This window comes from Pontibacter pamirensis, from assembly GCF_010015475.1.
In the GTDB taxonomy this organism is placed as follows: domain Bacteria; phylum Bacteroidota; class Bacteroidia; order Cytophagales; family Hymenobacteraceae; genus Pontibacter; species Pontibacter pamirensis.
The window spans coordinates 14,302-27,237 of record NZ_SSNI01000025.1 but is presented as its reverse complement, the minus strand read 5'-3'; the positions used below and the strand labels follow the sequence as shown (position 1 = coordinate 27,237).

14 protein-coding genes are annotated in these 12,936 nt (G+C 46.9%); 4 read left to right on the top strand and 10 right to left on the bottom strand.

Features of this window, described 5'->3' with window-relative positions:
- Positions 1 to 241: 241 nt before the first annotated feature.
- Together E1919_RS18785 and E1919_RS18780 are read right to left on the bottom strand one after the other, a co-directional pair.
- Positions 242 to 475 carry a tRNA pseudouridine synthase A gene (locus E1919_RS18785; protein WP_162054959.1) on the bottom strand — a complete coding sequence of 78 codons (234 nt, stop codon included), beginning with the start codon at positions 473 to 475 and terminating at the stop codon, positions 242 to 244.
- A 139-nt stretch (positions 476 to 614) separates the two neighbouring features.
- Entirely contained in the window at positions 615 to 1,508 is an 894-nt protein-coding gene (locus E1919_RS18780) for a S66 peptidase family protein (protein WP_162054958.1), read from the bottom strand.
- A gap of 148 nt (positions 1,509 to 1,656) precedes the next feature.
- Here E1919_RS18780 and E1919_RS18775 point away from each other — a divergent pair, with 148 nt between their 5' ends.
- Positions 1,657 to 3,186, top strand: a complete 1,530-nt coding sequence (locus tag E1919_RS18775; protein WP_162054957.1) for an AbgT family transporter — start codon at positions 1,657 to 1,659, stop codon at positions 3,184 to 3,186.
- Positions 3,187 to 3,289: 103 nt separating this feature from the next.
- Here E1919_RS18775 and E1919_RS18770 read toward each other — a convergent pair whose 3' ends face one another.
- Positions 3,290 to 3,892, bottom strand: coding sequence for a porin family protein (locus tag E1919_RS18770; protein ID WP_237144626.1), 603 nt, complete (start codon positions 3,890 to 3,892; stop codon positions 3,290 to 3,292).
- 449 nt (positions 3,893 to 4,341) lie between these two features.
- Here E1919_RS18770 and E1919_RS18765 point away from each other — a divergent pair, with 449 nt between their 5' ends.
- Entirely contained in the window at positions 4,342 to 5,664 is a 1,323-nt protein-coding gene (locus tag E1919_RS18765; RefSeq protein WP_162054956.1) for an amidohydrolase, read from the top strand.
- Positions 5,665 to 5,736: 72 nt separating this feature from the next.
- Here the strand turns inward: E1919_RS18765 and E1919_RS18760 are convergent, their stop codons facing one another.
- From E1919_RS18760 to E1919_RS18745, 4 genes are all read right to left on the bottom strand, one after another.
- A complete protein-coding gene (locus E1919_RS18760; protein ID WP_162054955.1) occupies positions 5,737 to 6,231 on the bottom strand; it encodes a YkgJ family cysteine cluster protein in 495 nt (164 codons plus the stop codon).
- 138 nt (positions 6,232 to 6,369) lie between these two features.
- Positions 6,370 to 6,693 (bottom strand): type II toxin-antitoxin system PemK/MazF family toxin, encoded by a 324-nt coding sequence (locus E1919_RS18755; protein ID WP_162054954.1) that lies wholly within the window; start codon positions 6,691 to 6,693, stop codon positions 6,370 to 6,372.
- Positions 6,684 to 6,929, bottom strand: coding sequence for an AbrB/MazE/SpoVT family DNA-binding domain-containing protein (locus E1919_RS18750; RefSeq protein WP_162054953.1), 246 nt, complete (start codon positions 6,927 to 6,929; stop codon positions 6,684 to 6,686). Before E1919_RS18750 ends, E1919_RS18755 begins: the two co-directional genes overlap by 10 nt.
- A gap of 740 nt (positions 6,930 to 7,669) precedes the next feature.
- Positions 7,670 to 8,257, bottom strand: coding sequence for a hypothetical protein (locus E1919_RS18745; protein WP_162054952.1), 588 nt, complete (start codon positions 8,255 to 8,257; stop codon positions 7,670 to 7,672).
- Positions 8,258 to 8,586: 329 nt separating this feature from the next.
- Between E1919_RS18745 and E1919_RS18740 the strand changes: the two genes are divergently transcribed.
- Complete coding sequence (locus E1919_RS18740; protein WP_162054951.1) at positions 8,587 to 9,570, top strand: radical SAM protein; 984 nt, start codon at positions 8,587 to 8,589, stop codon at positions 9,568 to 9,570.
- Positions 9,571 to 9,705: 135 nt separating this feature from the next.
- Entirely contained in the window at positions 9,706 to 10,230 is a 525-nt protein-coding gene (locus E1919_RS18735) for a gamma carbonic anhydrase family protein (RefSeq protein ID WP_162054950.1), read from the top strand.
- Here E1919_RS18735 and E1919_RS18730 read toward each other — a convergent pair.
- The 3 genes from E1919_RS18730 to E1919_RS18720 form a co-directional block, all read right to left on the bottom strand.
- Positions 10,227 to 10,682, bottom strand: a complete 456-nt coding sequence (locus tag E1919_RS18730) for a hemerythrin domain-containing protein (protein ID WP_162054949.1) — start codon at positions 10,680 to 10,682, stop codon at positions 10,227 to 10,229. The two genes, E1919_RS18735 and E1919_RS18730, sit on opposite strands and share 4 nt — an antisense overlap.
- 7 nt (positions 10,683 to 10,689) lie before the next feature.
- Positions 10,690 to 12,006: a hemolysin family protein gene (locus tag E1919_RS18725; RefSeq protein WP_162054948.1), complete on the bottom strand. Its 1,317-nt coding sequence runs from the start codon at positions 12,004 to 12,006 to the stop codon at positions 10,690 to 10,692.
- Positions 12,007 to 12,216: 210 nt separating this feature from the next.
- Positions 12,217 to 12,528, bottom strand: a complete 312-nt coding sequence (locus tag E1919_RS18720; protein ID WP_162054947.1) for a hypothetical protein — start codon at positions 12,526 to 12,528, stop codon at positions 12,217 to 12,219.
- Positions 12,529 to 12,936 lie beyond the last annotated feature (408 nt).

The following is a 12,936-nucleotide window of genomic DNA, read 5'->3' as shown; positions in this document are numbered from 1 at the left end:
AACACCTGAATTTCCTGTGATTTCTAATTTACCTTGTAGATTATGATATAACCTTTGAAAACTAAATCTCTTATGTCATCTCTGTCAAAGAAAATTGACTTCCTGTTTTTAAAGGGCATCTCAGGAATCTCTTTGATTTTTTGAAATAAGGTCATTTTTGAATTTTCGTGCAGCTGCCGGTTTATCCTTTGCGATACAGTCTACCTGAGCATTCAACTTATCTCTGAAGCCTTTCGTGACTTTAAGCTTCATATTTTTGAATAGTGGATTCCAGATCTGTATCAAGCTGCTGCAAATCAATAAACTCGGCACTACCTTCTTCGACCCTTGTCAGTTCTTGCTGTAAATCTTTTTGAATAGACGCAAACTCCTCGCCCTCCTCAATGATTTGCAGTTCATCTTTATTGAACTTGCTGAGAAACCACATCAAATGCTCATATACTTTTTCGTTTACCCTTAATCGTATAGTCTGCATAATCTTTTTTTTATTTCTATGTATAATTTAAAACGGATAAGTGGGCTTGTTGTTATTATCAATAAAAATATGCGCAATGAGGTTGTTCTTGCATTCTGAATATCTTCTCGTATCAGGTGTAATAGTATACTTTAACCAGTTATACGTACCATAACACCGCCCCCTGCTCACTTACCTCCAACTTCGCGTCACGGCCACAAACCAAAGCTAAGTTCAGCGGCTCATGCCCTACCGGAAAGCCATAACAAACAGGATAGTTATACTTGCCCGTGTGCTCCAGAATAATCTCGTAAGCGGTTTTACCGAATGGAGTGGCAGGATCCTTCATGTCACTCATGTCGCCGATGATGAGGCCGGAGAGTTGTGCTAACTTGCCGCTGCGGTCGAGGTGCACCATCATACGATCGATGTGGTAGAGGTATTCGTCCAGGTCTTCCAGGAATAGAATTTTGCCTGCGGTGTCGCTGTCAGAGCGTGTGCCGGTAAGGGTGCCCAGCATCGAGAGGTTTCCGCCTATCAACTTCCCTTGTCCGGTGCCGGTGCGGTTAAGTTCATGCGGTGCAACTGTATAGCTTAACTCTTCCCCAAATAATACCTTACGCAGCGTCTCAATAGAGTCAGTGGTGCCTTCCTTAGGAAATAGCAAGGGCATGATGGCGTGCACACTTTCGATACCAAGGGTATGGATGTGGCTGTGCAGGGCTGTGACATCACTAAAGCCTACCAGCCACTTTGGGTGCTTCTTGAACTGTGTGAAATCCACCTGGTCGATAATGCGGGTGGTGCCGTAGCCGCCGCGGGCACAGACAATGGCTTTTATTTCCGGGTTGTCCATCATCTGCTGCAGGTCCTGCAGGCGCAAAGCATCATCGCCGGCAAAATAGTTGTAGCTGGCGCCAATTGTTTTCCCCAGTACTACTTTCAGTCCCCAGCTTTCGAAGGTGCTGATGGCAAGCTCTATTTCAGGGAAGGTTATTTTACGGGCAGTGGCAATAATGGCAATGCTGTCGCCGGGTTGTAAAGCAGGAATCATAGTGAAAAGTGTTAGGCGAAAGCTAATATAGGGCTTTTCAGATAAAATTTGCGGGGGTGCCTTTTTTTGGCCAATTTCGAAACCTCGTGAAGCACCTGTGGGCAACTGAAACTGCTGCGCTTCTGAGAAGCAAATTCTAACCTTTTTTATGACTGACCTACAAAAGAAGAAATCAGGAGTAGATAAGTTCCTATCGGTGGTGGAGCGCATTGGCAATGCCCTGCCGCACCCCGCCACACTTTTTGCTGGTTTTGCCCTGTTAGTGGTGATTTTATCATGGGTGGCCAGCTTGTTTGACTTGGCCGTGGTACACCCGGGCACCGGAGAGACCATCACGCCTTTCAACCTGCTTTCCACTGAGGGCCTGCACCTGATCCTGACGCGCATGGTGACCAACTTCACTGGCTTTGCGCCGCTGGGTACGGTACTGGTTTCATTATTAGGTATCGGTATTGCCGAGGGTACAGGCTTGATTGGGGCGGTGCTGCGCCTGGTGGTGCTCTCGTCGCCGAAGCGCTTGCTTACGTTTGTCATTGTTTTCTCCGGGGTGCTTTCAAACACAGCTTCGGAAGTAGGGTATGTGCTGCTGGTGCCTTTGGCTGCTGTTATCTTCCTGGCGGCAGGCCGCCATCCGCTGGCTGGCCTGGCGGCAGCTTTTGCCGGGGTATCGGGAGGTTACAGTGCCAACCTCCTGTTGGGCACCGTCGATCCGCTGTTGGCTGGTTTGTCTACAGAGGCGGCCAGGATTATTGACCCGAACTATGCAGTGAACCCGGCGGCCAACTATTATTTCATGTTTGTGTCTACTTTCATTATTGCCGCACTGGGTACCTGGGTAACGGAGAAGGTGGTGATTCCGCGGCTGGGGGAGTATGAAGGAGATGAGAAACCCCAAAGCATAGACAGACTGAATGCACTGGAAAAGCGCGGGCTGCTGTATGCGACTGTTGCCATACTGCTAATGACAGCATTCATACTGGGAGGCCTTATACCCGAGAACGGCTACTTGCGCGACCCGGAGACAAACGAGATTCTGCACTCGCCGTTTATGTCCGGTATTGTGGCCTTTATCTTTTTGCTGGCAGGTATAGCGGGTATAGCCTATGGTGTGGGTGCAAAAACCATCAAGAACGACAACGATGTGATGCGGGGCATGGCCAAGTCGATGGAAACCCTTGGCTCATACATTGTGCTGGTGTTCTTCGCGGCGCAGTTCGTCGCCTACTTCAACTGGACTAATCTGGGGCTGATCCTGGCCATCAATGGAGCTGATGTGCTGAAAACACTCGGGCTAAGTGATATCCCGCTCATGATCACGTTTATCATTGTAGCCGCCCTCATCAACCTTGTGATGGGGTCTGCCTCGGCCAAATGGGCAATTATGGCGCCGGTATTTATCCCGATGTTTATGTTGCTGGGCTATACGCCGGAGTTTACGCAGGTAGCTTATCGTATCGGCGATAGCGTCACCAACATTATTTCACCGATGATGTCATATTTCGCCCTTATTGTCGCCTTTATACAGCGCTATGATAAGAATGCGGGTATCGGTACGGTTATTTCAACGATGCTGCCCTACTCAGTCGTGTTCTTTATTGGCTGGGTTATCCTGCTCATTATCTGGATTCTGCTAGGGATTCCGGTTGGGCCGGGGGCAGAAATGTATATGCCTCGATAGCAAAAAAACTTATCAGGACACAAGACCTTGTTATTCTTCACCTACTTTAATACAGAAGCCGCAGGTGTTGTACCTGCGGCTTCTGTATTTTAGGCTTTTCAGCTTACCTAATCAATTTATAGCCAAGACTGACGATAAACTGCTGGTTATTCACCTGCATGCCAGTTTGCTGAACTGTGTTGGTGAGCTGGCGGTTTATCAATTCATACCTGACGTCGGCCGTGATACTGCCAATGTCGAGGCCGACGCCTGCCTGAAAGCCCCAGTCTGCATTCTGCATATACTGTTTAATGTCCTGCCCCTCCTGCCTGGCGCTGAGTAGGGTGGAGGATACCGGTCCGGCCTGCACACGCACTATATCAAAGAAATTGTAGCCGACCATAATAGGTACATCGAGGCGGTTAAATTTAAAGTCCTCTACCCGTACACCCACAATGTCTGCACCCGATACTTTAATTTCACCACCCGTGGAGGTTAAGATTGCCTCCGGCTGCACAAAGAAGCCGGCCACCTGAAGGCGGGCAAATGCGCCGGCATGGTATCCGGTCACGTTTTCTGCTTTAGTGTACTGCCACGGGTCGTCGCGGACTTTTTGTATGTCTACGTTTGCGGTGCTCAGTCCTGCTTTCACACCTGCCTGTAACTGCGCTTTTGCTACCACACTGGTAGTCAGCAAAGCCATAAGCATGATTATTACTCTCTTCATAGTTCCAACATTTAATCCAGGTGCTTTTATACAGGGTATAACGTCAGGACAACAAATGTTGGTATGAAACGACAGAAGCCGCACTAAAAAAAGTGCGGCTTCTGAACTTAAACGGTAGGAAACTTACTTACATCTCACCTTAAACAAGTATACCGTAGCAATTAAGCTAATCAAATATAACAATTAAGCGGCACTGCTAAAGTTAAATTAGACGAAGAGGTTGCTTTCATGGGCCATTAGCTGGAATAAATAGACAAACAGTATAAAAGTTACACGGAAAAAGCAGAATATACTCCTTTCGCTATCGTTTTAAACTTTAGTTCAAAGCTATCCACTGCTATAAGATGTATGGCCGTAATATTCATACTCATGCTTTGATGCCTATATGTAGTAAATGGGTATTTTCAGGTTAAAGCTGTAAATTACGCTACATAAAAATTTTATTACCTGTGAAGAAAATTTCCTTACTTCTTGCCCTGGCCCTCTCCGCTGGCTTTAGCCATGCACAATCTCCTGTACTAAAAGAAGTCAGCGCTTATACCGATGAGAATTATCCGGCGCTTGACAAGCTCTATAAGCAACTCCACCAGAACCCCGAGCTATCGCTGCAGGAGGAGATGACAGCCCAGGTGATGGCCAGCGAACTGAGAGGCCTTGGCTTTGAGGTGATGGAGAAAATGGGTGCCCATGGGGTGGTGGGTGTACTAAAGAACGGCAAAGGACCAACTGTCCTCATCCGGACAGATATGGATGCCCTGCCGCTGGAAGAGAAGACCGGCCTCCCGTATGCCAGCACAGCCAGGGGCGTGAACGCTGCAGGCAATGAGGTAAACGTGATGCATGCCTGTGGGCACGACATACACATGACCGTGTTTGCCGGAACGGCGCGGGCGCTGGTGCATACAAAGGGCAAATGGAAAGGCACACTGGTGATGGTGGCGCAATCGGCAGAGGAGAACGGATTAGGGGCAGACCTGATGTTTAAGGCAGGGCTGTATGATAAAATTCCTACTCCTGATTATGCCATTGCCCTGCATGATAACGCCTCGCTGCCTGCCGGCAAAATCGGCTACCGCGAAGGGGCTTTTATGGCCAGCGTGGACATGATGGATATTACTGTGTTCGGCCAAGGCGGCCACGGCGCTGCACCGCACACCACTATAGACCCGGTAGTGCTAAGCTCCCAAATGGTGCTGGCCTTCCAGACTGTCGTAAGCCGAACGATAAACCCGATTGAACCTGCCGTGGTCACAGTAGGCTCCATACATGGCGGCACGGTGCACAATATCATACCGGATGAGGTAAAACTGCAGCTCACCTTGCGTTCTTACTCCGACGAGGTACGGGAGCAAATTATCTCCTCCATCCGCCGGATCAGTAAGAACTTAGCTGAGTCGGCAGGATTGCCGGAAAGCAAAATGCCCATTATCAGCATCCGTGATCCTCAGACACCTGCCACCATCAACGATCCTGCATTAACTAACAGACTCGTGAGTGTGCTAAGCAAGAGCTTTGGAGAGGAGAACCTGGTAGAGATGCCTCCTAATATGGTAGGAGAGGATTTCAGCCGGTTTGGCAGGCAGGAAAAGGAGGTGCCTATCTGCATGTTCTGGCTTGGTGCCGTGGATCCGGCTAAAGTGCGGGAGGCCGAGCAAAAAGGAGAAGCACTGCCTTCGCTGCATTCCCCTTTATTTGCACCGTTACCCGAGCCAACTATCAAAACAGGTGTGAAAGCGATGAGCGCCGCCTCGCTAGAGTTGTTTAGTAGGTAAACATGTAACGGTAATTGTGGTAATTACATAAAATCTTTTTTTTTAGTCAATAATCTTTTATTGTTAGAACATTTAGATATTAAATTTTTTTGACAGCAGATTATCGAGTTGCTGGAGGTCCGATACTAAATCTAGATGGTTTTGCGATAATGATGATTCAGACTTGTTTTTCTGAAACAACTTTTTCAATTCGAGCATTTTAAAGTAAAATGATTGGGAGTGTAGTTTAAGCTGTAGTAGCGCTAATTTTTTTTCTATAGCGGTCTTTTTTTGTTTAACCACGTTAATTGTTTCGATAGCCGAATCAAAATCTATTTCCTTTTGTTCTAGGGATTTTAAAAGCCCGCACTTGAAACTGGCACATTGTTTCGGTCTTTTGGAATAAATAGTGCAACCATCACAATAGTTGTTGCAGGGTTGAAGAAAAAAACCTTCACCATTTGCATTCTCCATATCGATGAATTCTCTCAATACAGGCACTTCTTCACGTCCGAGCTGTACAAAACCAATCACGGTACCGTCACAACATAACCCACAAGACAAACATATATTTACTGAATCTTTCATGCTTTTCTGAATTTATACATTTCTTCAATGCACTCTTTTTAAGGACATCTTCAATTGGTGCCAACGTTATTCGTGCAGCCGAAGCCCGAAGCGTAGCGGGAGTTACGGCTGCACTGAGTTACCTATCGTTGTTTTTGATTAGTCAACAAAGGTTTCTTTTATGACACCCTTGCAGGCAGCTACTTCTGAAGGGTTCAGGTTTCCTAACACTTTAAAGATGCGGACTTTATCGATGGTCCTTAACTGGTCAATCACTACCCATCCCGATTGATTATTGTGTTTCACTTTCACGCGAGTTGGATAACTACGACTCTTGGTAGTCATCGGCGCGACAACTACTGTTCTCAAGTTATGGTTAATCTCGTCAGGGGATATTACTACATATGGTCTTGTTTTCTGTATTTCACTTCCTACAGTGGGGTCTAGATTCACTAAGACAATATCATACTGGCTTATTTCCATTCGTCAAAGCTTTCATCGCCAAACACATCATCCAGTAAAAGCTGGTCATCACCATTCTCATTCATTTTACTGAATGCCTTGTCCCAGCCTTTTCTTGGATGCTCTATAGGCTTTAATATAATCTGCCCTTTTTCCAGTATTAGCTCAACTTTATCTTTGATGTTATACCTATCGAGAATGGACTTGGTCAGCCGAAGTCCCTTAGAGTTTCCTATTTGGATAATTGATACTTCCATAGCATTTAAAAAAAAATGTAATTACAAAGTTATTACATTAACGCCTGACTTCAAGACAAAGTTCTATAAATTTCTATGATAGGTAACGGGGTGGGCTATGGTGCGTTTATGCACTATAGGTGGTGTGCGCGCCCAGTATGGCGCGAGTATATTTCTTATGAAACATACTCAGATTATCCAGAGGGTGCAAGTCCCTTATCGGCGAGTTGGTGAAGCCGATTAGCAAGCCGCAAGGTGGTTTGGGGTGACCCATGCACTGAAGAAAGCGGGACTGCAAAAGCCTGAACTGACGAACAGAAACTGCATAAGAGGCAGAGAGCCGTGGGTAAGCAAGCACATCTTTGCAAAGCCCCTGACCAACAAACGACTTTGTGTAGATGCAGCAGGATTAGGTGGAAGGATGAGCGTCTTACCTGGGGAGGTCTTGGAATAGATTCGGTTTCTATGAGCCAAGAAGTCAGCAGCGGTCACAGTAGTCACCTGGAAACGAGCCATAAGCGCTACGGAGGCCTCATAGGGTGATGAAGGACCAAACGTTAAGTTGCCTGAAATCCGACAAGGAGGTTCAAACCTAGAGTTTGCTAGCCTTAGCCCAAACTAGGGCAAGGGCATGGTCGGTGTAAAGAGCGACTGTGCTATGCTTAACGAACCGCCCTGTACGCGAACCGTACGCAGGGTGGTGTGAGGGGTGCACTGGCAGTCAATTGGCTGTCAGCCATCCACTCGATTGTACGCGTATTTTATTTAATAGTATAAGAAAGTTTAGGTCCAGCATACAAAGCTAAAATCGGATAGTCAGGATGGATTGTGAAGCCTCCTTTTAGTCCTGCTTGCCAGTGCTCAGATATCATGAAGTTTAAGTCCAGACTTACTGGAAAAACAAGGGTTGACCATGAAGTTGTTGTTCTATATGTTGTATTCCCATTACTAGAAGGATACTCTAGAGATTGAGTCACTATTCCAGCACCGACACCTGGCACGATGCTTATAGCGTTATTGTGTGATATTTTGTATTTATACATCAACGAAAAAGCAGTATACTCTGCTGTAGCATTAGTTCCATCGGAGTAGGTAATCCAAACCGGAATATTTGGCGGTTCAACTTCATAGTATGTATGATAGCCTCCAATGAAATTTGCTGCTAGTACATGTCGCTTACTAAGGTGATAATCAAAATCAACACCTCCAAAAAGGTTAGGGGCAGCCTCATTGTAGTAAGGACCAGTTAAAAGTCCACCCGAAACGGAAATAGTTAAGTCTTTTTTGTCTTGACCAGATGCGCTAAATGATATGAGTAACAGGACAGTGAAAATTATTGAATATTTCATAAGGATTTTTTCTGTGTTTAAAATGACTTACAACTATTGTGTAGCTGGAGTACTACTCCTGTTAGCTGCACTTTGTGTAGAGTTCATGTAGCAATCGCATCGAGCTTTCTTTGTACTATCAGCACTATACTTTTTTTCAATGTAAGGAAATTCTTATACTATAGCTTGCCCTGCTGCTATAATTGTCAACAGTAACCGCGAAAGCGCTGCGGGCTACAGCATCTAAAGGAGTGTTTTAATCACGATGCACCAAACCTCTAAAGCCAGAATGGCAGTAGAAAGTAAGACTAAACTGGCCGATTGTGCTGCTTGCCCCTTATCTTTGTTACATGCGCCTGACCTCAAAACCCGTGCTTTGCAACTACTACGTTACCTACCGCTGTAACGCAAAGTGCTCGTTCTGCGACATTTGGGAGAAGCCTTCGCCGTACATTACGCTGGAGGACGTGGCCCGAAACCTGCAGGACCTGAAGCGACTGGGGGTGCAGGTGATAGACTTTACCGGAGGAGAGCCGCTGCTGCACCGCCAGATAGACGAGATGCTGAGGATGGCGCACGACATGGGCTTTATCACCACCCTCACAACCAACGGTATGCTGTATCCGAAGCTGGCCAAACGGTTAAAAGGCAAAGTAGACATGCTGCACTTTTCCCTTGATTCATCAGAAAAAGAGGTGCACGATAAAGGCCGCGGCGTAGCCTGTTACGACTTTGTGATGGAATCTATTGCCATAGCAAAGCAAATAGGTGAGCGCCCCGACATACTCTTTACCGTGTTCAGAAATAACCTAAACCAGTTGGAGGAGGTGTATCAGAAGATTACACTCCCAAACAAGCTGCTGCTCGTCATCAATCCTGCTTTTGAGTATAATGCCGTGGACACCGGGGAGCAACTGACAGCGGAAGAGCTAAACTACCTGACTGCTTTTGGCAAGCGTAAAAGCGTATACCTGAACGATGGTTTTGTGCAGCTCCGCCGCGACGGGGGCAATCACATAGCAAATCCGGTTTGCAAGGCTGCCAGTACCACGCTGGTTATTTCTCCGGAGAACGAGCTGGTGCTGCCCTGCTATCACCTTGGTTCTAAAAGTTACCCTATCGACGGGAAGCTGTATGAGCTGTATAAGTCCAGGGAAGTGGAGGAACTGAAACGGCAGGAGGGAAGGTTGCCGGAGTGCGAAGGCTGCACCATTAACTGCTACATGCAACCCAGCTTTGCCGTAGAGGTTAACAAGTACTTCTGGAAAGCCTTGCCCAGCACCCTCAAGTACAACTACATGAAAGGCACCTGGAAAAGGTTTTTTAATTGTTAAATTGTTGAATGGTTAAATTGTTGGTTCGTTATGATGAAATGAATACAGTAACTCTGTAAAAGGTGGGGCGATATGCGTTTTATGTGCCATCATATACTTATCTATTTAACAATTCAACAATTTAACAATTAAACTATGCCAGTTATACTTCCGGTTAAAGGTGTGAAGCCACAAATGGGCACAGGCTGTTTTATAGCAGAGAACGCCACCCTGGTAGGCGATGTAATCTTGGGCAACGAGTGCTCTGTCTGGTTTAACGCCGTGATTAGGGGTGATGTGAACAGCATCCGCATCGGAGACAAGTCGAACATACAGGATGGGGCTGTCATTCACTGCACTTATCAGAAAGCTGCCACCACTATAGGCAGTAACGTGTCTATCGGCCACAACGCGATTGTGCATGGCTGCACCGTGGAAGACAATGTGCTGATAGGAATGGGGTCTATTGTAATGGATAATGCGGTGGTGCAACAGAACTGCATTGTGGCGGCGGGGGCTATTGTGCTCGAAAATACCTTGTGCGAATCAGGGTGGATTTATGCGGGCATTCCGGCTAAAAAAGTGAAGCAGCTGAGCCCGGAGCAGATCGAAGGCCTGGATAAGGTAGCCAACAACTACGTGATGTACAGCGGCTGGTTCACAGGTCGTGATTTAGTTTAAGCTGAGTGCTGTAGCACCTGCTCCTCCAGCAGGCGAAGTTTATCTGCGGGCAACTCTTGCTGCAGTTGCTCAAAGAATACGCGTTCTTCCTGCCGGATGTGCTGCTCTAAAAGCTGCCCCACCTCATGGAGCTTATCCGGCAGTGCTGCATCGGTAGCCTGCGGCAAAACTTGAATCAGCTCTTCCAGTTTCCGGTGCTCTGCCTGCAGCTGTTCAGCCTGCTGCTTTAAGCTAGCAGAGAAAGCGCCGGCAAGCGCAAAAACAGTCGCCTCTTCTAAGACGAAGTGAGGCTGCAGGTGCTCTTTGTAAAACTGCAGCACGTACTCCCGCTTGGCAGCGTCTGTGGTGGGCATTCCTTTATAAGGCGGGGCGCCATGTTGCAGGAGCCTGGCTGTTAGCAAACCCCCGTGGTGCTGGCGCGAGATAGGCTGCAGGCTCTGGTGTCGTTTCATAGATATGTTATTCTTCCTCTCCCTTCAGCATTTCTTCGCGCACTTTAAAGAGTACCCACTCCACGCGCCTTTCCGATTTTTCCAGAACCCGCACCTCATACTCATTGAAGCTGGTGATCTCGTTCAGGTTTTCCGGTATCTGTCCGTAGATTACGTTCAGCAGGCCACCCACTGTTTCATAGTCTTCGCCTTCGGGCAGCGGGTAAGGCAGGTAGTCATTGGCATCGGAGACGGTGGCAGAACCACTCACTTTATAATCAAAGTCGCCGACTTTCTGTACGATGGGCACCTCCTCGTCGTACTCGTCCTGTATCTCTCCTACCAGCTCCTCTATAATGTCTTCTATCGTCACAATGCCCGACACGCCACCGAACTCATCTGTGGCAACGGCCATGTGCATGTGGCGGCGCTGAAACTGCTTCAGCAAAAGGTTTATTTTCTTGGTTTCCGGCACAAAGTAAGCGGGGCGCATCAGCTCCTCAACATGAATTGCCTCGCCACGGCGCACAATACTCAGAATGTCCTTTACGTAAAGTATGCCCACAATATTGTCGATGTTCCCGCTGTAAACGGGCAGGCGCGAATAGCCTTCGTTGAATATCAGTTCCATCAGCTCCTGCTCCGACACGTTAACATCAACAGCTGCCACTTTTGTACGCGGCACCAGTATCTGCTTTACCATACGCTCGTTAAACTCGAACACGTTCTCAATCAGCTCGTGGTGCGCATCCAGAATGGCGCCGCTCTCCACGCTCTGCTCAAACAGCAGCCTCAGCTCTTCTGCTGAGTGCACCTCCGCACCGTGCGTTGGCTGTATGCCCATGCCGCGCAGCACGAGGTTAGCCAATCCGTTCAACAGCCAGATAAAGGGGCTGAACAAAACGTAAAAGAAGCGAAGCGGAAAAGCCACGGCCAGCGCAGTAGACTCAGAGCGTTGTATAGCCAGCGACTTAGGGGCAAGCTCCCCAAACACAATGTGCAGCACGGTAATGATGGCAAAGGAAATGGGTAGGGCAATCTGGTGGGCCAGTACTTCACTACCTCTAAAACCAAAATACTCCATCACGTTAATCACAATCTGCGATACCACGCTTTCGCCTATCCAACCCAAGCCCAGCGAGGCAAGCGTAATTCCCAACTGCGTGGCCGAGAGATAGGCGTCGAGGTGCGTTAGCATGTTCTGGGTTAGTTTCGCCATGCTGTGGCCTGCCAGCGCCCGCAGCTCAATTTGTGAAGAGCGCACCTTCACGAGTGCAAACTCGGCCGCAACAAAAAAACCGTTTAGAAGAACCAGGAATATTGTTAACAGTATATCAAAAGTCATAGAGAGTTCTTGCTGTTGTATAGCAGCAAAGCTGTAAAATTAATCAAAATACGTGCTTTTACCACCAAGGGAGGTGCTGCTGTTGCCAAAACCTGCCCATATCAGCCTGTGCAGGCAGTATAGGGGCTTTTTATGTATGCATCTTATAGATGCCACTAAAACAAAAAGGTGCCGCAAAGCACCTTTTTGTTCTCAGACATGTGTAAATGGTCAGGAGCGCAACTGCGCAGGGGTCGCCTTGGCGGTGCTGAATAACTCGCTGGCGTTTTCCTGAGACAGGCGGGGTAGAAAAATGTTCCGGGCCTCTGACTCAGATATGATAGTATAAGTATGTGTGGCAGCTTCATCCAGAAAAGGATTACAAAAGGAGTAAATATACTCATCAGAAAAAGTTTTGTACACTATATGGAAGTTGTGCTTCTCATCGCGCACTAACTTGATAGCTTTGAAGACATTCTCGAACATCTTGCCACACTCGGTCCGCAAAGTGAAATCAACATAGCTTTGTAGAGTTTCTTCCATTTCTGATGTGTTCTATTTTATATTGCCTGATGTAAATATTACAAGATAATTTGATATATAATTCACAGGGTTACACAGAAAGCTCGTTTTGTTAGTGAGTGTATACCATTTAATGGTTAAGCTATCTGTATAACATGTGAATGTCTTTGTTATGGTATCAAATACGGAAAGTATTTAACTATGTTTATTTTTTAATATATAAATTGCTAAATGTTTATTTAAAATTGTATCGGTGTGGCTGCATTTTACTGATTAAATATTGCAAAATATGTATTTAAACTGCTATAGAGGGTACCTGAGCTGGAGCAGGCTAGGATAAAGTTGTACTGAATGCGAGATAATTTTTTTCGAAAGAATAAAGAGAGAGCTGGCTCCTGACTTATAAAGGGGCACCTGCACCCACTATAG

Bases quoted from the DNA above. Each gene is read 5' to 3' on its own strand.
- E1919_RS18785 (WP_162054959.1), bottom strand. From the start codon at position 475: ATGCAGACTATACGATTAAGGGTAAACGAAAAAGTATATGAGCATTTG.
- E1919_RS18780 (WP_162054958.1), bottom strand. From the start codon at position 1,508: ATGATTCCTGCTTTACAACCCGGCGACAGCATTGCCATTATTGCCACT.
- E1919_RS18775 (WP_162054957.1), top strand. From the start codon at position 1,657: ATGACTGACCTACAAAAGAAGAAATCAGGAGTAGATAAGTTCCTATCG.
- E1919_RS18770 (WP_237144626.1), bottom strand. From the start codon at position 3,892: ATGAAGAGAGTAATAATCATGCTTATGGCTTTGCTGACTACCAGTGTG.
- E1919_RS18760 (WP_162054955.1), bottom strand. From the start codon at position 6,231: ATGAAAGATTCAGTAAATATATGTTTGTCTTGTGGGTTATGTTGTGAC.
- E1919_RS18755 (WP_162054954.1), bottom strand. From the start codon at position 6,693: ATGGAAATAAGCCAGTATGATATTGTCTTAGTGAATCTAGACCCCACT.
- E1919_RS18750 (WP_162054953.1), bottom strand. From the start codon at position 6,929: ATGGAAGTATCAATTATCCAAATAGGAAACTCTAAGGGACTTCGGCTG.
- E1919_RS18745 (WP_162054952.1), bottom strand. From the start codon at position 8,257: ATGAAATATTCAATAATTTTCACTGTCCTGTTACTCATATCATTTAGC.
- E1919_RS18740 (WP_162054951.1), top strand. From the start codon at position 8,587: ATGCGCCTGACCTCAAAACCCGTGCTTTGCAACTACTACGTTACCTAC.
- E1919_RS18735 (WP_162054950.1), top strand. From the start codon at position 9,706: ATGCCAGTTATACTTCCGGTTAAAGGTGTGAAGCCACAAATGGGCACA.
- E1919_RS18730 (WP_162054949.1), bottom strand. From the start codon at position 10,682: ATGAAACGACACCAGAGCCTGCAGCCTATCTCGCGCCAGCACCACGGG.
- E1919_RS18725 (WP_162054948.1), bottom strand. From the start codon at position 12,006: ATGACTTTTGATATACTGTTAACAATATTCCTGGTTCTTCTAAACGGT.
- E1919_RS18720 (WP_162054947.1), bottom strand. From the start codon at position 12,528: ATGGAAGAAACTCTACAAAGCTATGTTGATTTCACTTTGCGGACCGAG.